14 protein-coding genes are annotated in these 20,376 nt (G+C 42.5%); 11 read left to right on the plus strand and 3 right to left on the minus strand.

Annotated elements, in window-relative coordinates:
• Nucleotides 1-142 precede the first annotated feature (142 nt).
• The 10 genes from WBG83_RS08685 (at nt 143) to WBG83_RS08730 (ending at nt 14,129) form a co-directional block, all read left to right on the plus strand.
• Nucleotides 143-1,594, plus strand: coding sequence for a hypothetical protein (locus WBG83_RS08685; RefSeq protein ID WP_336744511.1), 1,452 nt, complete (start codon nt 143-145; stop codon nt 1,592-1,594).
• A 185-nt stretch (nt 1,595-1,779) separates the two neighbouring features.
• Nucleotides 1,780-2,253: a hypothetical protein gene (locus WBG83_RS08690; RefSeq protein ID WP_336744513.1), complete on the plus strand. Its 474-nt coding sequence runs from the start codon at nt 1,780-1,782 to the stop codon at nt 2,251-2,253.
• Nucleotides 2,254-2,264: 11 nt separating this feature from the next.
• Entirely contained in the window at nt 2,265-2,981 is a 717-nt protein-coding gene (locus tag WBG83_RS08695) for a hypothetical protein (RefSeq protein ID WP_336744514.1), read from the plus strand.
• A gap of 35 nt (nt 2,982-3,016) precedes the next feature.
• Nucleotides 3,017-3,784 carry a hypothetical protein gene (locus WBG83_RS08700; RefSeq protein ID WP_336744515.1) on the plus strand — a complete coding sequence of 256 codons (768 nt, stop codon included), beginning with the start codon at nt 3,017-3,019 and terminating at the stop codon, nt 3,782-3,784.
• A 122-nt stretch (nt 3,785-3,906) separates the two neighbouring features.
• Nucleotides 3,907-4,380, plus strand: coding sequence for a hypothetical protein (locus tag WBG83_RS08705; protein WP_336744516.1), 474 nt, complete (start codon nt 3,907-3,909; stop codon nt 4,378-4,380).
• 13 nt (nt 4,381-4,393) lie between these two features.
• The gene (locus WBG83_RS08710) at nt 4,394-4,540 is read left to right on the plus strand and encodes a hypothetical protein (protein WP_336744518.1); all 147 of its coding nucleotides are present in this window, start codon (nt 4,394-4,396) and stop codon (nt 4,538-4,540) included.
• A gap of 60 nt (nt 4,541-4,600) precedes the next feature.
• Nucleotides 4,601-9,802, plus strand: coding sequence for a phage tail tape measure protein (locus tag WBG83_RS08715; RefSeq protein WP_336744520.1), 5,202 nt, complete (start codon nt 4,601-4,603; stop codon nt 9,800-9,802).
• Nucleotides 9,803-9,847: 45 nt separating this feature from the next.
• Entirely contained in the window at nt 9,848-10,633 is a 786-nt protein-coding gene (locus tag WBG83_RS08720; RefSeq protein WP_336744521.1) for a phage tail domain-containing protein, read from the plus strand.
• A gap of 12 nt (nt 10,634-10,645) precedes the next feature.
• A complete protein-coding gene (locus WBG83_RS08725) occupies nt 10,646-13,753 on the plus strand; it encodes a phage tail spike protein (RefSeq protein ID WP_336744522.1) in 3,108 nt (1,035 codons plus the stop codon).
• A gap of 16 nt (nt 13,754-13,769) precedes the next feature.
• Nucleotides 13,770-14,129, plus strand: coding sequence for a hypothetical protein (locus WBG83_RS08730; RefSeq protein WP_336744524.1), 360 nt, complete (start codon nt 13,770-13,772; stop codon nt 14,127-14,129).
• A 21-nt stretch (nt 14,130-14,150) separates the two neighbouring features.
• On the opposite strand, the gene WBG83_RS08735 is transcribed toward WBG83_RS08730, so the two are convergent.
• From WBG83_RS08735 to WBG83_RS08745, 3 genes are all read right to left on the minus strand, one after another.
• Nucleotides 14,151-14,753, minus strand: a complete 603-nt coding sequence (locus WBG83_RS08735; protein WP_336744526.1) for a stalk domain-containing protein — start codon at nt 14,751-14,753, stop codon at nt 14,151-14,153.
• A gap of 284 nt (nt 14,754-15,037) precedes the next feature.
• Nucleotides 15,038-15,676, minus strand: coding sequence for a stalk domain-containing protein (locus tag WBG83_RS08740; RefSeq protein ID WP_336744528.1), 639 nt, complete (start codon nt 15,674-15,676; stop codon nt 15,038-15,040).
• 213 nt (nt 15,677-15,889) lie between these two features.
• The gene (locus tag WBG83_RS08745; protein WP_336744529.1) at nt 15,890-16,528 is read right to left on the minus strand and encodes a stalk domain-containing protein; all 639 of its coding nucleotides are present in this window, start codon (nt 16,526-16,528) and stop codon (nt 15,890-15,892) included.
• A 191-nt stretch (nt 16,529-16,719) separates the two neighbouring features.
• Between WBG83_RS08745 and WBG83_RS08750 the strand changes: the two genes are divergently transcribed.
• Nucleotides 16,720-17,871 (plus strand): hypothetical protein, encoded by a 1,152-nt coding sequence (locus WBG83_RS08750; RefSeq protein ID WP_336744531.1) that lies wholly within the window; start codon nt 16,720-16,722, stop codon nt 17,869-17,871.
• Nucleotides 17,872-20,376 lie beyond the last annotated feature (2,505 nt).

Here is a 20,376-nt window from a genome sequence, read left to right on the forward strand (position 1 = left end):
TGAAATTTTTGGAAATTAGTGACCTAGACGTGGCCTTAAGCTGTCGTAAAAAAAATAACTACACATGGTATCCTTATTACAAACATATGTTCCTATTTTAAAGGATGAATTATTTATTCACTTAATAAGGAGGGGGAACGGGATGGATATCTGGAATGTCAAGGAAACACTGTTTGACAGGGTTAATTATTATTCAAGCCAATTAAATTTTGGGCTCGTTTATTGTGAGGAGCGCATGAAATCTGTTAATCAATTTTTTAGTAGCAAAGGGCAAAGACAATGGTTTACGGATTATTGCAGTTCGCCAGGATTTATCGGGCAACAGATTAAAACGAAAGTGAATCAGCTGGCTGAAGATCAAAAACAATGGAAGGCTATGGAGCGTATTGCTACCTATTTAATTACTCCTGAATATAGAAACGAACAACATGAGCGGGAATTCAAATCTGATCGGGAAGGAAGGGTGTTGAACACACATCGTGCAAATAATATTCGTTACCTTATAAATCGCCGAGTTCTTCATAATGGAAAAAACAACGTGCACCAGATTAATGACGGACTTACCATTCTTACCAATAATAAGGTCAAAATGCTAAAGCTTCGTGAATCATCCTTGCATGGAATGGCTGAGAAATTGGGATGCCAAACGGAGGGGAAGGATTCGGAAATCCAGCGTCTCCAAAGAAATCTTATAGAAAAGAAGATTAGGGAAAAAGAGTCTCTTCGACGGTTTAAGGCAAGAACCAGACTTACGCCACAAGATATGCAATTAAAGGATGTAAAGCAGATTCAAGAGTGTATTGATATGTTAGGGCAGAAACTCGGTTATAGCAAATATGGTTACACACCTGAAGATAGGCGGCGAATACAAGAAAACATTATATTTCACTACGGGCGCTCCGAGTTGTTCAAATTAAAACAACTATACAAACAATTATCAGAACAATTGTATGAGGTACGTGATAGTTTACGAGGATATATTCAATTTAAGCGAATCACATCAGGGAGCACAGTCTATAATTTTGAGAGCGATACAGGGTATTTTGCGGATAAGTACGAACATGGCAAAAGGGCCGGGGAGGGCGATTGGATAGAAATTTCCAATAACCGGATTGAATTCAATAATCCCTCTCATATAAAAAATCTACTCAAACACTACCCAGACTTAAGAGATAGCCTGCAGTTTAAGTTTGAACATCCTTTATGGAGTATACTATTTGATTTTGAAGCATTACTTGAAGAAGTACAACCCCAGTTGAACCAGGAAGAGCAGCAGGTACTTCGATTATACTGTAAAGGTTTTACGGTCCATGAGATATACGTGGCGTTAAAATCCAGTGTTGTCTATCATGACGAGCAGCCTATAAGATATGCAGTTGAGCAAAAAATACCCAGGTTGCTTGCTGAAGCTTATTTAAGCGGCAAGGAGAAGTATATCAGCCGTCGTAACGGGTATGCATTAAAGTGCTGCACTGGTTGTAGTGAATGGCTTGTGCCTAGTGAGAGGAATTTCTCAAAAGACAAACGGAAAAAGGATGGACTGCAAAGCAAATGTAAAAAATGTGATGCCAAAAGGAAAATGGATAAAAATTAAATAAATAATAATATTTTACAGGAAAAAGTTACGAAATGCATTCATATCTCCTATTAACTAAATGTAAGGGGCAGCCGGAAAAGAAGGAGGGAGGGATTGTTAAAGAAACAATCATCATTTTACAGCAATGACGCATATGCCGGATGTCTGCAATTCGTATACAGGAGGTGAACAGTGTCTCACTTATGACCAGATTAGCTGAGCTTACAGATTATAAGAATAAAATTATTAATCGTATGGTTGGTTCAGAACAATTGTGCAAAGCTTTATTTTACACTGAACCGGACTTTTTAAATAAACCGGCTGTTGAGGATCCTTCGGGGTTAATTTATCAGGGAATTTACTCCTACAGGTTCGTTCCTAAAATCGATCAGCAACCTCGAACGTATATCACCGTGACATTGAAGAAATTCCAACCTGTTAAACAAACCTTTAAATCAGGGCTTATCTACTTTCACGTGTTTACTCATACGGATTTGCTGCCGGTAGCCCAGGGAGGAACGCGAGTGGATTATATGCTGAATCAAATTGACGAGTTGTTTAACCAACAGCGGGGGATTGGAATTGGTAAGCTGGAATTCTACGTTATGAATGACTTTGTTCTCAATGAACTGTATACCGGCAGTTATCTGGTGTACAAAACCGTCGATTTTAATTGAGGATAAACGAGATGGATGTAGAAAGTATCAAACTTAATACATTAGCCCGGTTACCAACAACTATTAACGGCATTGAAATTTTCCCTCTTACACTCAAAGAAATCATTTTAATGGGTCATGGTTCATATATCCAGGCACTTAATCTCGTCACCTTAGACCAGGAGCAATTGTTTGGAGAAGAAGCAGCGAGGCACATTCCTGCGGATTTCAGTATTGCCGACGTTATTTTCCTCTCAAACCAAGCGGAGCTTATCCATCAATATACGAAGAGCTTGGCTTTATTTTTGAGAACGGATATTGAATATCATCGGGAGCAAGGACTGAGTATTGGGGGCAGCATTGTTTCTTCAGAGGCATTTCAGCAAATCATTCATGTGATTAAAATTCAGAACTGTATCCGATCAGCAGAAGAAGGGGCCTTCAATCCTTTAAACGAGCAGGCCAGAAAAATTAAAGAGCAAATGCTTCGAAATCAAAAGAAAATTCATCAATTGAAGCAGGAGGACACGGATGAAAGTCTAAACTTCTCCGACTTAATCTCCATTCTATGCTCCCGTGCTAATGGTCTTAATCTGTTTAATGTTTTCGATTTGAACATGTTTCAATTTCATAACCAATTTAGCCGTATGAAGCTGCTGGATGATTATGAAATGAACATTCAGGCCCTGCTGCATGGTGCAGATTCGAAACAGATTCAATTCAAGCATTGGATTTCCAAACTAACATAACTCAAAATTTATTTATTTCCTAGGAGGAATTGTGTATGAGGTACGGCACACGTGAAATTTGTAATGTGGTATTGAAGGATGTTGTAACCAAGGAACCTGTCGTTTATTTGGAAAGTCTGACTACCTCCAGCCTGGAATCTAAAGCAACCACCGTATATGCCCGCGGTGGCCGAGGGAATCCGAAGCTAATCGGTTGGGATTCGGAGAAGGAAATCTCCATGAAGATGGAGGATGCTTTAATTAGTAAAGCATCGCTAGGGCTGTTGGTTGGAGATTCCTTTAAGGAATCCTCACGTCCCGTTCATAAAAAGGAAGTACTGCGGGTCGTGGATAACGCAGGCAGTAAGGAAGTGAAGCTATCCCATAAAGTAACCTCGGAAGCAGACTATCCGGTATTTATTTACAAAACAGAGGATGGTATTTCGATGGAAGGCGGGAAACTGACCGCTTCTTTTACAGAGGATGGTGGAGTGACTGTGGCGACTTTGTCGGGTGCGGATGCTCCAGCAGCAGGGGAACAGGTTATTGTTGACTACTATTACAATGCGGCCAACAAAAAATCTCTGAGCATCAGCTCGGATAAATTTGCCGGGACGTATTTGCTGGAAGGAGAAACCTTGTGGAGAAATGAGGAGGGACAAGACGTTCCAGCGCTCTTCACTATTCCCAAGCTCAAAATCCTGAATGAATTCACAATTGAAATGGCGGCAACAGGGGATCCGAAGCCGTTCAATTTCTCAGCAGAGGTGTTGAAGGACACAAAGTCTACCTCTATGGTTGTGATCGACTTGTTAGAGGAATAACAGGCATTCAAGGCAGGGGCTCATCCCTGCCTTGCTTATCTTGAGAAGCTCTTGACACAGGGCTTTTGAACATAAGGGATTCATATAAGATTTATTATTTATTTGAAAAGGAGACACATAAGATGGCAAAATCCACAAAGCTTACTGCAGCCGCTATTCAAAAAGAAAATTCGGTTTTAAATGAAGAGAAGCTAATTCGAATTCTAGATAAGTATGATGTTAAAATTCAACTCCATTTCCGGAAATCTCAGATCCGCCGTGTGATGGTGCAATATTTTTCGGTTTTGCAGGAATTGAAGCGAAACGAAGAAGTGACCGATGAAACGATTGCCGCATCGCTATCTCTTCTCTACGCATTAATTCTAAAAGAGTTTACAGATGTTCCGATTCCCGCAATTAAGAACATCGAACATTTAATCAAAGTAACGGATATGCTGCTGGATACTGGAATAATGGAAGAGGTCTATGATCATTTTCCTAAAGAGCAGTTGGAACTGATTATGCAGGAAGTGCTTAAAGCCGCACGTAACACAGGAACTATTTTTGGGGAAGCGGTTATTGAACAGTCTCTTCAACCTCATGCCAATAAAAACTGAAGGAGGAATATATATGTTTAACTATGAATTGCCGGAGTATGTGGTGCAGAACATCTTAACTTTCTTAGATCGGACGAAATTGGAAGGTGCCGAAGCAGAGGCTTTAGTCGAAGCCAAGCAATATTTGAGAAACCCGAAACAGGATGAACAGCAGCAATAATATTAGAGGAAGCTAGCATTCAGGCTGCTTCCTTTTGTTTTTAAAGAAAGGGGGGGGACAATGGCTGAAAATCGAAGTTCATTAACCATTTTACTCAATACAAGCTTAAATACAGCACAAATTATTGGAAGCTTAAACGAATCCATTCAACGTATTGAACGGAATCCTTCCTTAAAAAGATTAAGCTTGACCACGAACATTAATCAAAATACGTTTACACAAATTACCCAAATAACGAATCAAATTCAAGCTGCGGGTGAGCAGACAGAAAAGCGGCTATCGTTTTTCGGCAACTACCTGAGTTATTTATATAAGTTTTTGTCCGCAGTGACGGTGATGATAATCGATGTGGACAGGCAGGTAAATGGTTTACGCCGCGCTATGAATATGGATACCGATTTTGATAAAATTCTGCGCCAAAACATTGCAACTGCCAAAGAACTTGGCCGATCCCTAAAAGAAGTGAACGAGGCTGCACAAGGTATGACCCTCCAGGGCTTCAAGGCAGAAGATGCGGTTGTTTTAGCAAAAACCGCTGTGCTTATGCAGAACATTTCCGAGCTCACACCGGATGAATCTTTTGAAGCATTGAACACAGCAATTAACGCCTTTAATGTAGAAGCATCTCATAGTATTGCCATTGCGGACAAACTGAACGAAGTTAGCGGCAGGTATGATGTATCTACAAAGGATTTGACCGAGGCGTTGAATACGGCCGGGAAAACGGCCGGAACGTATGGGGTCAGTCTTGATCAGCTTCTCGGTCATGTAACGGCACTTACGGCTGCAACGAACGAGGGTGGAAAAGAAGCAGGCAGTGGGTTGAAGGATATTTATAGCCGACTGTCAACATTATCCCAATCGGATGCTATTTTGGGATCTGTTAGTGTTTCCGTACGGAATATGAATCAAGAAATGAGAGGCGCCGGCGATATCCTTGAAGATCTTGCCGGAAAATGGAGCTTACTATCGGAAGAGCAGCGAGAAAGTATTGCAGTCACAATAGGCGGTCGTACCCAGGTGTCGAATTTCATGGCATTAATGGATAACTACTCCTATGCGATGGAAGCTGCCCGAACGTCCCTAAGCTCCAATGGATCTGCCTTCAGAGAAAATGACAATTACATGCAGTCATTAGAAGCGAGAATAAGCTTAGTGCGGACTTCTTGGCAGGACTTATCATTGACGATGGGTGATGCCGTTGTTAACAATACCATGATCTCCTTGTTGCAGGCAGCGGTAAGTGTGGGCGAAGGGATGAAGGCCCTGATAGATAAAGTAGGGGTACTGCCTGTGCTGTTTGGTGCGACAGGAATGGCGGCTATTTTATTACATGCAAATTTTAGAACAGCTGCCGCTTCCGGAAACTTGCTATCTGCTGCTTTCAGCGGGATTACGATTACGGCTACCGCAGCTAAGGCAGCGGTGCGTTCATTTCTTGCTTCTACCCTTGTTGGTGCTGGATTAGCGGCCATTGGCTTCGGTTTAGAACTCATCATCAATAAAACCTCTGAAGTGAATGAAAAAAGGAAGGAGCAGGAGCAGCAGGAGAAACGTATTTTTGAATCCTATCGAAGCCAGAGGACAGAAGTTGAGAAATTGCTTGCTACCTATGAAGAGTTGAATGGTATAACATTCAATGGGGAGCAATTCGCCAGTCCGGCTCAGGAAAAAGAATACTTTCAGATTACACAACAACTTGGGAATTTGCTGCCGAGTCTTGTAGAAAAGATTGATGAGAAGGGCAGGACTCATTTAAAAGTAGGCCAGCAGTTAAAACAAGAAATTGATTACACACGGGAATTGACCAAGGCGCAAGCGGAGCAAGCCCGTCAAGAGACAGTCCTGGATATCAAGAAAAATATAGAAACACGAAATGATCTGCTTCGAAGTGTTGAGAAGAAGAAAGAGAGTATCCAGAATAGTGAGACGTTAATTACCAATTATCAAAATAACACGGGGGCCTATAGGACGAAGGGTTCCCAAACATTCTATGAGTCTGAGAAGAAGCGGCTTGCTGCCTCAAAAATGGAGCTGGTCAAGCTTAGAAATGAGCTCAGCCGAACTAGCACTGAGGCTAAATCATATTTTCGATCGCTGCTTGACTTGGCAAGTACGGATAAGAATATCACTATCGCAGAGGAATACAAGGAACAAATCAGCAAGGTCATTGAGCATCTGGATTTAGTGACAATGTCCGAAGCCGATTTCTTATCCCAATCTACCCTAATCATCGAATCATTACGGTCGTCCGAGTCCGTTGAGCAGTTTACGAGTCGATTAAAAGAGATTTATAAGGACAATCCTCAGGTTATTCAAGCCTTGAGTCAAATTTCCTCAACACTGAATAATTCGGTCAAACCCCAGTTAGTTGAGAGTGGGAAGCAATTTGAGACCATGCGCGAGAAAATGAAATCGGTTTTTGCGAATTCAACAGCTGAGGTCAAGGACTTAAATCAAGTCATTTATAGTCTGGCACACGGCCAGTCCTTGCATGCAAGTGAGGTATCTGACTTACTGCTTAAATATCCGGAACTGGCAGGAAGCATCACTAAGGTTGGAGATAGCTATAAAATAGAGCTTTCTGCACTACAAGCGGTTCGGAAAGCAAAGGTTGAAAAAGCAATCGCAGATTTAGAGGCCGAAAAACGGTCAACAACCGCGACACTAGCCAATTCTTTAGCTCGTATACGCTTATACAATATCGAGTTAAAAAATATCAAATCAGTTGAAGAAGCAAAGCAAAAAATAGCAGATCTGAATAAAGAAACTGAGGAAGAGAACAAGACTGAGGAACCTGCCGCCAATGCCCTTTCGCCGTTTGCAGCCCAGGCCAAGCTTCAACCGACCAAACCATTCCCGGGCGTTCAGGTTTTCCTGGACCAACGTCAGCAGAAGGAGCATGCGCAGCAGCAAGCAGAAATTGCAAAAAAAGCGCAGCGGCGTTCGGCCATTGAAGCCCTTCAACAATATATCCAAAATAATGAATCATTGGATTTGCAAATTGCCGAGCTTCAGAGGTTGGTGAACGATCCGAATTTCGGCGTGACGAGCTCCAATAAAAGCACAAGTGTCAAGGAAAATCAGCTTAAAGAGGCATTGGAAGCACAGGATGCCACAAAGCAATTCATTGATACCTTCAATCAAGAATATCAGGCTCGGCTGGTAAATATCCGATTAATGCAAGAGCAGGTTAGTCTGACTGAGAAACTGGCTAACCGCCAGAAATCAGCGGCGGATAAACAAACCTATTTTACTCAAGCTATCATGGAAAGCAATCAGTTACTGAAGCAGCAGCGTGGGGCCATGGACGAAATCGCGGCGGCTAATGCGCAGTTGGAGATCTATGCCGAAGGGTTGAGAAATAGGGATGACAATGCAAAGCTAAACACCTCTAAAGAGACAAACAGGGCATTCTTTGACGCGTGGTTTAATCCAAGCGGGGATGCTTCGCTAGCATATTATGATTATCTGAACAAGCTTGCTGAACAATCCCAGACGATCCATGACAATAACAGTTTAACTGTTGAAGCCCGTAATCGGGATCTGGATTTGCTGGAGGATCAAAAAAAGGCTGCGGAATTGCTGTTCAGCCAATTGTCTCAGCTCAAACAAGCCTGGAGTGCCAATTTCGATAAAATAAAGGAAATGACGGGTGATATAGGGGCCGCTCAAGAATCTGCTGAGAGATATGCTCAATCCCTGGTTGAAGCCCGTTTCACGCACTCCAAAGACTGGATTGAAGGCGAAAAGTCTTTTGATCGGCTGAGTGTTCAGGATGAATTTAATGCGTGGAACCGCGTCCTGAACAATCATGCTGACGACAATCCATACTTTACGGACTTATTTGAAAAGATACGCAGCTATGAGCATGATTCAGTTGAAGCCGAACGGCAGATTCAAGCAATTCGTGATGCGAATGCGGAGAAGCGCAAGGAAGCGGAGAAAGAGATTTATCAGGTCCAGAAGGATATGCAGGGCAAGCTGAAATCCAATATAACGGAAGCTATCGGCCAACTCTCCGAGGCTTACGCAGCGTACTATGATGAACTGCTGGCTGCGGAGGATGAACGACATAAGCGCACCAGTAAAAATCTGAATGATGAACTGAAGCAGTATGAAGCTGTCATCCGTGAACTGACACAATCCTTGGACCGAGAGGTTGAAACCGAGCGTTATCAAAGTGACCTGACCTCCAAGCAGCAGGAGGCTCAAGCTATCCAGGACCAGATTAATAAATATCAGCTGGATGAATCCCTGGAGGGCAAGGCCAAGCAGAAAGAATTGGAGCAGGAATATGCTTCTAAGCAAAATGAAATCGAGAAGCTGAAGTACGACCGCCAGATTGCTCTGCGCAAGCAAAATTTCGATGATTTGTTAGCTCAAAAGCAAAAAGAAATCGAAGTGGAACAAAATAAAGAAGATGCTCTTTATGAGGCGAACAAGGCCACGTGGGAACAAAAAAAGAAGGATTATCAGTTGTATTGGAATAACATGCTGAACAATGATGCAGAGTATGCCAAGCTGCAGCAAGATTTATTGGGGGGGCATGTGACAGGGATTACAACCCAAATGGAAACTCTTAAAACGAACATCAGTACCCAAACGGACCTTATAGGTCAATCTATTTCCACAAATTTGATCGCAAAGGTTGAAGCTGCACTTCAGTTGTTTAACAACCTGGCCAATCAACCCTATGGGGAAATGGGCGTTCTAAAGCAATCATCGTCGTCACCTGCGAATGCAACAGTTGGGAAACGGATGGATGAAGACAGCATCATTCAGCAAATGATAAATAACAGTAACGCTTGGAGAGCTACTTCAAACGCTGAGCTTCGGCAGAAATATGAAAAGGCTAATCAGGAGCTCTCTAAACTCTTTGGTCCGGATGCCGGTATATCCTATAGTAACGGGACCTGGTTTAAGAACGGCAAACCGCTTTATCATCAAGGGGGGGAGGTTGGTGTTCCTGGTACGTCCTTTGACCACTGGCTTGACAATTTAGGCTCCGATGAGGTGTCGGCCATCTTGCGTAAATCCGAAGTAGTCATGAATAGCCCGATCCAGAATATAAAAAGTATTATTCAAAAGTTCATGCCGGATTTCGGCAGCTTGCGCATCCCTGCTGCGAATACGGCAGTTGCCGGGGATACGACGATACATTTGTCTGTCAATATCGATAAACTGACGGGGGATGAAAACGGAGTCAGTGCATTTTTTAACAAGATTAAAAGCGGTATGCAGTTAGGCAGATACAAATAAGCTGGGGGACCTCAGAAGAGGTCTTCTTTTTTGCGAGGTGAAACAATGTCCATTCGTTCAAGTCAACATTTTATTTTTAATGGGGAGCGTTCCGACGCGTATGGTATCACCAATGTCAACATAGATAGCGGCCTAAGCGCGGAGCCATTCGCGGCCGCAAGAACGATTAAGGAGCAGATAATCCGAGGGCGTGATAAACCCTACTTTTTTGGCCTGCAGAAGTCGCCGCTGGAATTTTCGGTGACATTTGCTTTTGAGCATGCGTGGGATTCAGCTCTGCTTCGTCGTGCCGCAAAATGGCTCACCGGGCAGGGCTATTACGCTCCCCTTCAATTCTCCGACAATTTGAATGTGATTTATTATTGTTTGGTTGTAGACAGCCCGGAGCTTGTTCATAATGGACTCCAGTCCGGTTATGTAACTCTGAAATTCCGCTGCAATGGTCCATATGCCTATTCCCCCGTCTATACATCAGCCCTGCTCGATTATTCGGCAAACGCTGCTGCCGGGGCAGACTACACCTTCGAGAATTTGGGCGATACGGAGTGTAAGCCGATTGTTTACATCCGTAAAATCGGTGCGGGCGATGATTTTAAAATTATCAACACGTCTCATGGCGGTCAGTGGTGTACTGTTTCCGGCTTGCTGGACAACGAACGACTGATGATCGATTTCGAACAGGAAATCATCGAGACGAGCATCCCGTTGACCTACCGGTATGACAACTTTGAAGGTCACTTTCTGACGATGAGTCAGGGGGCTAATCGATTACAAATCTTTGGGAAGTGCAAGCTTCAGTGGAAATATCAGTTTTATATTATGCACCAATAGAGGAGGGGGACTATGATTGAACAGGCCGAGGTGGCTTCAGGCGATGTACTCAAGCCCAAGCTATATTTATGCAAGCCCAATCGCCAGGTGATTGCGATTCTTAATGATGCTTATGATATCAGCCAGGATTTGAAGCTGGGCGCCATCAGCCAACTGGATTTCAAGCTGCCGTATGAAAAGGATGTACACCATCAGCTGGAACGGAATCAACATGTGGATTTGTTGAAAAACCGTTATCTGATCAAATTTGTGAAAGGTAGTGATGAGGAATGGTATCTTATTGTGAATCCTGAGGATACCATGGATGAGGATAAAGATTATAAGCAGGTACACGGCTATGGATTAGGCTACGAGCTGACGGATAAGCTGATCCGAAGCTATTCTGTTGTCAGCTATACCGCAACCCGAGTTCTTAAGGATTTACTGAAGTCTACATTGTGGTCTCCAGGGTACGTGCATGCGAGCTTCGATACCATGTATCGGTCATTAGACATTTCCTCCAAAAATGTGAATGATGCGCTGATTGAGGCAGCGGAAAAGTTTCATGCCTTGCTGATCTACGATACGGTTCACCGTAAAATCCATTTCTATCAACCGGATCAGTATGGAGTTGATCAACGCTTTAGTGTGTCTTACGGTAAATTGCTGCGATCAGCCTCCGTTCAACAGAATACAGATGATTTTTGTACCCGGCTGAAGGTGTTTGGGAAGGATGGAATATCCATAGCTGGTGTAAATCCGACCGGCACCAACTATGTAGAAGATTATTCTTTTTTTATTGCACCCTTCGCTCGTGATGAGCAGCGAAAAGTGCTATCTCATAGCGCGTATATGAGTGATTCTTTGTGCCATGCCCTTCTCGATTACCAAATTATGGTTCAGAGCAAGAATGGGCAATACAAGGAACTAACGGAGCAGCAATCTCAATTGCAGCGAACTCGGACTGAACAAGACAATGAATTGACCACCTTGCAAAATGAGCTTGCCGTTTTGGAGGATCAAATCTCAGTAGCAAATGCCAACAACCAAAGCACCAGTTCATTGGTTACGCAAAAAAAGACCAAGCAGCAGCAAATCACGAATCAACGGGCCTTGCTAGAGGCGACCGACGCTCAATTCAAGGCGGCGGCCAGGCAAATTTCAGCGCTGCAGGCAGAAATCGCCGTAGAATCGAATTTTTCACCGGACCAAATTACGGAATGGAATCAGTACACGATTGAGAAAGAGCTTGTGAATGACAGTATTGATGATGAGCAGGAGCTCTACCACCTGGCAGTCGAGCAATTCAAAGAATACCGTGAGCCCAAAGTCGTGGCGGAAATCGAAATCGTCAATTTCTGGGAATGCCTTGAAGAAAAACATAATTGGGATAAAGTGAAATTGGGGGACATGGTCAGGATTCACTATGAAAAGCTCGGCATCCATATTCAAGCCAAGATTGTAGAAATGAAATTCGATTATGAGTCCGGCGGCGTGAATTTAACCATCTCCAATGTAACAGAGCTTTTAAGTGATGAAGCCAGATTCTTGAAGGATTTATATAAATCCATCAGCACCTCCACCTCCGTCAATATGAATCATTACAAGTGGGAACAGGCCTATTCCAAATCCAATGAGATTTATGCAGGCATTCAGGCGGACTTTGATGCGGCGAAACGAACTATTGTGGCCTCCAATAATGAGAGTGTGGAAATTAGCCGTAAAGGCATTATCACCCGGGATTTGAATGACCCTGATAAATATGTTGTTATTCAACATGGACTTGTTGCCCTGACGCAGGATAATGGGAATACATGGGGGGCTGTCATTACACCGGACCGGATTGTGGCCGAACGGGTCAAGGGGATTCTGGGTGAATTCGTCAAACTTCGGGCCAATCAAATTATGGTGGGAGACAGCGGGGAGAAAATATCGGATACGGTGATTTCCTCTGCAAACTACTGGAACAGTGTAGAGAGATCGGCCAACTCCTACGCACAAACCCAGGCAAACCAAGCTGTCGCTGCATCCAAGGCTTATTCTGATACAACGCTGGTGACATCCACTACGTACACGACGCAGATTAATACCGCAATTCGCAATGACTTGCGCCTGCAAGCTGCTCTGCCGACGTCCATAACAATGGATGGAAACGGGATTACCGCAAGTACTTCAGACGTATCCAAATTCGCACGTTTGGATCATCGGGGCTTGTATGTGCAGAATGGAGCCGTTCAAATCACCAGCAAGGATGGCACCACAGTGATTGACGGGGAAGGCATAACGGCCTCCAAGATTAAAGCGGGGGATATGTACGGAGTCAATTTAAATATTGGCTCCGGGAACGCAATTTTTAAGGCAAATGGAAGCGGAATTAGCTTGGGAAATGCCACATTCGCTAGTGCCCCGTTCCGGGTGGATATGGCGGGGAATTTAACGGCGAGTAAGGCAACCATTCAAGGGGCAATAGATTGTACCTCTTTAAGTATTAATGGCACTAATATTCTGAATGGTAATCTTATTAATGGTAATTATATTGACAAACTATATGCAAATCAAATTGTAGTTGGAGGAGGTACCATTGGAGATCATCTAATTGGCTCATCCGCTGCTTGGAATGCAAAAGAAACAACAAGTGGTGCACAAAACAAGGCTGACTCCGCATATAACAGTGCTGTATATGTCATTAATAATAAAGACTCTTTGCTGCGGAGTGACTTACGTCTAACGGCGCCTTTACCAACATCAATCACTATGGATAGTAGTGGTATTAGAGCTACGACAAACAATGGTACTTCATATGCTCAATTGGATTATAGGGGTCTATATATTGAAAATGGTGCAATAAAAATAAAGAATTCTAACGGGCAAACGTTCATAGATGGGAACGGTATTTATTCCACTACAATAACAGGTTCTACGATTCGTACTGCGGAAAATGGAAGTAGGGTAATTATGACTAGTGGCTGGGCTGACACATATTGGTATAGTGGTAACCATATTTTATTTAAAATACACGATGGTTTAACCCAAGTCAATATTGGAGGAGATTTAAATATAGTCTGCTCTGGTAATTGGTTTTTTAATGGAAATGTAAATTTTTCTGGTAACGTTTCTGGTGTTACTGCCAAATTTGGATAAAGGTGTGTTGAAGATAATGAATACTATAAATTCTGAACTTTACACAAATAATATAAAGATGGTTTTTAATGATAGGGTAGAGTTATTAAAAATTAACTCGAAAATATACGCTCCTGCAATCGTGATAGTAGGTGTCTTAAATGTTACAAAAAGAGATGCCCAGTTTAATGTCGATTTTCAACAAATGGTTTTTTTGAAAGGAAATTCTAAAATTACTATTACATCTAATAGCACTTATTTTAACGAGTACCTGGTTGTTTCAGAAGGATTTATTGAGCACAAAGGAACTAAATATTTTGATATCAAAACGATAGTTGAGACGATCGGGGGGCAATTGCTTGAGAATAATAATGAAATTAATATTTTACTTGAATAAAGAAAGCTCAGTGAACTGAGCTTATTTTTTTACCTGAGAGAAAATATCTTCTCTGACAAAAGCCATCCCATTTTTAAAAAAACCATCGCAATTCGGTTCGAATTTATCGAGTATAGGAATATTTATGGATTTCCCTGTAAATGACACCGTTTTATCTTTAACTGTATATACAATTTCTCTTTTATCAATGTTATATTTTTGTGCTCCCGTTGTTAATGGCAAATATATTGTATCTTTATATTTTAATGCAGTTCCTTCTGAATCGGTAATGTAGTCATCCAATACTTCTAGTTTAAATTCTATGGATTCAATTCCATCAGTCTGAGCTATAGATGAAGGGTTTCCATCTAAATCGAACCCCTTACCACTACTCAATTCAACCGTCTCAGTCTCAGCATTCCAATCTACATGAAGGCCTGTAATCTTCCCGATGTCTCTGACCTTTAAGTAAGTGCTTCCGTCATAAACTATGGCCGGGTTCTCCAAAGTGACAGATTGGCCATTCAGCTTAACTGATTGAGGTTTCAAATAAGCTTCTACTTTCTCAAGGGCATCCGCAGCATAGACAGACCCAACTGTGGCCAGCATCGCTCCTGAAATGAAGCCAATAAAGTATTTCTTCATGCAACTAAACACCTCCGATTGTTTTGGTATATTATACCACGAGAATGGTGGTGGTGTATCTTTTTGAGGAGTCTGCCTACAGAATGCTGGGAAATACCTTAATAACAAAGTCATTCTTTATAGTGTGATATAGTTTATTGCTGTTCCTATGTTAGCCCAGCGGTGCAATGTAATTGAAAATACGATATTGGAAAAAAGTATATGCTAAGGGAATTGGGATTTTGGTAGCGCGACTGTAACAGGACTAACTGTGACGGAAAAATTTGCTTGAAGAGACCTGAATCTTATTTCATATCCAAGTCTTTTGTTAAGTTATCTTTGTCATCATAAAAAACTAGAACGGTTTGCCCTTTATAAATATATTCCCACTGCAATTTGGCTTCTCTGTAAGATTCATTTCGAAATAGTTCTGAATATTTAGCAAGCTCCTCTGAGCTTCCATTAGACTTCGTCAAAAATAGTACTTGAAGTTGTTTAGATTTTATTCTTTTATAGGTTTGATATTGCAGATCAGTTAAATAGCATTTCATGACATTGGCTTCTTTGTCATAGACATGATTAAATGGACCATGAATTATCTCCCTGATTTGTAAATAGTCAGTTATATCGCCATCGGCCATTGTTGGATCGTTGGCGGGGGATGTAGTTACGTTGTTTTCTTTACCACTACTCAATTCAACCGTCTCAGTCTCAGCATTCCAATCGACATGAAGACCTGTAATTTTGCCGATGTCTCTGACCTTTAAGTATGTACTTCCATCATAAATAATAGCCGGGTTCTCCAAAGTGACAGATTGGCCATTCAGCTTAACTGATTGAGGTTTCAAATAAGCTTCTACTTTCTCAAGGGCATCCGCAGCATAGACAGACCCAACTGTGGCCAGCATCGCTCCTGAAATGAAGCCAATAAAGTATTTCTTCATGCAACTAAACACCTCCGATTGTTTTGGTATATTATATCACGGGAATGGTGGTGGTGAATCTTTTTGAGGAGTCCGCCTACTAATCAATATGGAAAAGTAACTATTCAACCAGGAGCTTTGGAGAAAGTATATGCTAAGGGAATTGGGATTTTGGTAGCGCGACTGTAACAGGACTAACTGTGGCGGCAAAATTTGCTTGAAGAGACCTGAATCTTATTTCATATCCAGGTCTTTTGTTAAGTTATCTTTGTCATCATAAAAAACTAGAACGGTTTGCCCTTTATAAATATATTCCCACTGCAATTTGGCTTCCCTGTAAGATTCATTTCCAAATAGTTCTGAATATTTAGCAAGCTCCTCTGAGCTTCCATTAGACTTCGTCAAAAATAGTACTTGAAGTTGTTTGGATTTTATTCTTTTATAGGTTTGATATTGCAGATCAGTTAAATAGCATTTCATGACATTGGCATCTTTGTCATAGACATGATTAAATGGACCGTTAACTATATCTCTGATTTGTAAATAGTCAGTTATATCGCCATCGGCCATTGTCGGATCGTTGGCGGGAGATGGGGTTACGCTGTTTTCTTTACCACTATTCAATTCAACCGTCTCAGTCTCAGCATTCCAATCCACATGAAGGCCTGTGATTTTGCCAATGTCTCTGACCTTTAAGTACGTGCTTCCATCATAGACAATGGCCGGGTTTTCCAATGCTACGGATTGCCCATTCAGCTTGACGGATTGTGGTTTCAAATAAGCTTCTACTTTCTCAAGGGCATCCGAAGCATAAACAGACCCAACTGTGGCCAGTAATGCTCCCGAGATGAAGCCAATCAAATATTTTTTCATAAGGCTAAAAAGCCTCCTTTGGTTTTGGAATATTATACCACGTGGAGAGTGTATCATGTATCTTTTTGAGCAGCTTTAGGGTTCTATTCATCTACAGAGCAATAGAAAAATATCATACTAATACTAAATAACAAGGTCATTCTTCATAGAGTGAACTTGTTTATTACTGTTCCTATGTTAGGGGTGATGCAGTGGCAATCTTAAATATAACAAGTATCGGTCAAACGGGTGCGCAGTGGTATATAAGTGACCTAAGCAATTATTGGAACAAGAGCTATTACAAAAGTGCCAGGGTGTATGTTAATGGAAAATATGTATACCTTCCGGATGCCCCACCGATGAGTGGGACGAGTTACTCCACAAGCTGGGGGAGCATTACCGGATTATCCGCAGGAACAACCTATAGTGCTTCAGCCGAGGTACAAGCTTTGAATGACAGCTGGTATTCTGCCGGAAGCAGAAGCTTTACTACACAAGCTGCGCCTCAGCCTCCGAGCGGTAGACCGAGTGTCAGTGCAAGGGCACTGTATTCCAGTGGACAGCACAAAGTTGAAGTATCCTGGACTTCTGTTTCCGGGGCGACTGGTTATAACATTTATGCCAACAACTATTATAAGACAAGCACAAGCACCTTATCAGCAACTTTTCCAGTTGATTATGAATACACAGTCTATACCATTGCGGTAACTCCATACAATTCCGTAGGTGATGGGAGCTCTGGAACAACCACAGTAAGAACACTGGATGTGACGGCACCCGTAATTATAACTTTATATGCAACAGATGTTCAGAAAGATTATATCACCTTATATGCCAGTGGTTCGGACAGTGGCTCTGGGATGAGTGGATTTGAGTTTGAGCTTTATAATTCGAGTGGAAGCAATCTGATTCATCGTGCGACCAAATATGGCGGCTCTGCCTATGCTTCTATGACCGGATTGTCACCAGACACCACTTATTTGGCTAGAGTGAGGGCATTTGATACACAGCTTAATTATTCCGGCTATCGTTCTTTTCAAGTAACAACGCTCAAAAATAGACCCTATGATTTTGATTGGGACATTTCAAAAAGCCCAGGCGGAGGTTTTAACCTGACAGCTAATGAATGGAACAGATTAACCAGCAGAATCAATGAATTCCGAAATTATAAGGGTCTGGGGAATTACAGCTTCACTACAGCGTATTCAGGGAATGTCTTTGAAGCTTATTACTATAGGCAGGCAGTACAAGCAATCAATGAAATGAATCCCCCGACCAGTGTCCCAGCCCTAAGATACACTGGGGATACGGTTTATGCCAATGACATCAACCGGCTTAGACTTGCATTAAATTCCATCACGTAAACAGGAAAGGATGATCGTATGAGCAGCTTTGATTATAAAGAAAGTATGATTAGTGTTCGTCGTAAAGGCAGTGACTCCGACCCGTATATTCCCATTCAGATGACCCGTGTGGTTAAAAACGGATTGGTACAATTACCTGAAATCCCAGACTCATTCCAGAAGGTAATTGTAACGGGGAATAATGAGATGTGGCATGAAATTGACAATGGCACAGTTTCAGATACGAAGTACAAAGTATCCTATCTGCATGGTTATGTAGAATTTGATCCTTCAAATGATGGCAAAACCCTTGTTTTTACTTTCATGGGGACGGGAAATACCTTTATTTCGAGTGAACGTGTTTGGGTGGAATCGGACGGAACCCATGTTACGAAGACGCTCCAAGAAGTTGTGGAGCAAGCCAGTCAAGTTGTACAGCATGTCGATGATTTACATGAAGCCGTCCTTGCGGGAGAGAATCTGAAGCATCAGCTTGAAGCTGATCTTGCAACAGGCACTACACTGAAACATCAACTCGAAAACGACACAATCGCTGGTTCGGCATTAAAGATGGATTTAGAACAAACAATCGCCGCAGCGAATTCGACTCAAGGAGCATTGGAGCAATCAGAGCTTGAAGCCAATCAGGTCAGAGAAGCCCTTGATGCGGGCAGGCTGGCCGCGGAGGGCTCGAGGCTGGCCTTGGAAGAGATTCATGACATAGCCAGCACTACAAAGGACGAGCTAGGAAGCCGCATTACAGAGGGATCTACGTTGAAAGAATCCTTGGACATCCGTGTAGAGAATGGAGCGGAAGTCCAATCTCTGCTAGATGAAGCCGTGTCTACAGCAACCACAGTAAAGTCAAATCTGGAACAAAGCGTTAGTGCAGCTGGCATAACAAATAGCATTCTGGAAGCATCGACGGCTGCTGCAAACGATTCGAAACAGGTTCTGGATGAGGCTATCGCAACGGGTCAGGCTACTGCATCAGACTTGAATGATCGCTTGGCCGCGGGGAGCATACTTAAAAATGAACTAGACGAAGCGCATTCCAGGGGCTCGTTACTTCATGATGAGTTGGATGGCACGATCCAAGCTGCAATTCAAAAAAAATCTGAACTCGATGAAAGCACAGCGACGGCAAGCCTGGTGAAGGATAATCTGGAAACCAGCTCCGGGGATGCAGCATTGAAAAAAGTAGAGTTAGACGAAAGCATTAGTGAAAGTCTTCTTAAGAAGGAAGCGTTGGATACAAGCATAGCAAGTGGAGCAACGCTAGAAGATGAGCTTACAGGACGCATTTTAGCAGGTTCCGAATTAAAGCAGGGGCTTGAGCAGGATATTACGACGGGTTCAACACTGCAAACGGATTTAGAAGCTGAGCTTGCAAGCGCAGCCGTGATGAAGTCTGACTTGGATATCCGCGTTGCAGCCGCGTTGGAAGCGAAAGAGACACTAGATGAAAGCACCGGAGCGTCTTCTACGGCAAAAGCAGGCTTGGATGCTTCTATCGGAACAGCGAATGAGGCCAAAACAAGCTTAAATGAAATGGTTCAACTTCTTGCTTCATTAGAAGCAGATATTACTGAGGGGCATTTGCTTGAAACAGCATTGGAGAACAGTATTGCAAGCGCTGCGGTTATTCAAGAAGCCCTGAGTGGGACGGTAGAACATGGGCGAAATAAAATCGAGGAAATGAATGAAAAGCTTGAGGATGCTACGGAAGCTATTTCAGACACAAATACAGCAATTTCGGCAGCCAATGATTTGGTCGACCGATTTTCTGTTTTTGAGGAGTATGATGCAGAGAAAGCCTATGCTCCTTTAAATAAAGTTTCGTATAGCGGCAGCTCCTACGTTTGCATCCAGGCTGCAAGCGCCGGAACCTTGCCAACAAACCCGATTTATTGGAGGCTAATTGCACAAGCAGGCAACGGAAGTGTCAGCAGTGTCAGTGGGGACGCATCTGGAGATATTATCGTGACAGATCCCAATCTGAATCCGGTGCTTTCTCTTAATACGGGTATAGGACCGAATCAGATCGTGAAGCTGAATGGCGCAGCAAAGCTGCCTGCAGAGATTATTCCACAGGAGATTGATACTGTTGTGGCAAGGGTTATCGAGGCACAATCAGATACAGTGAATGATAGCCTCATGAAACGTGATGGGTATGGAAGATCGCGGGTTGCACTTCCCTTAGATGAACTCGATATTGCGAACAAACAATATGTAGACGAAGGATTGGCATTGAAGCAAGCTCTACTCAATTATGTTCCTGAGGATTCCGCCAATAAAAACCAGTTGAATGGTTATGTTGGATTAAATGAGCTTGGAAAAATAGATCTCTCGCATCTTCCGGACTTTTCAGGTCAAAGTTCGGCAACTATTGTAATAGCAGCTTCAAATTCTTTGAATAAAGCAGCTGATTTTGTTTGTACAGGGACAGATGATCAGCTTGTAATTAATGAAGCAATAAATAGTCTGCCCCGTTTTGTTATAGAAGAGGGAATGGTTGTAAGTGGT

The sequence above is a fragment of the Paenibacillus sp. y28 genome (assembly GCF_037137075.1).
GTDB lineage: Bacteria > Bacillota > Bacilli > Paenibacillales > NBRC-103111 > JBBBNV01.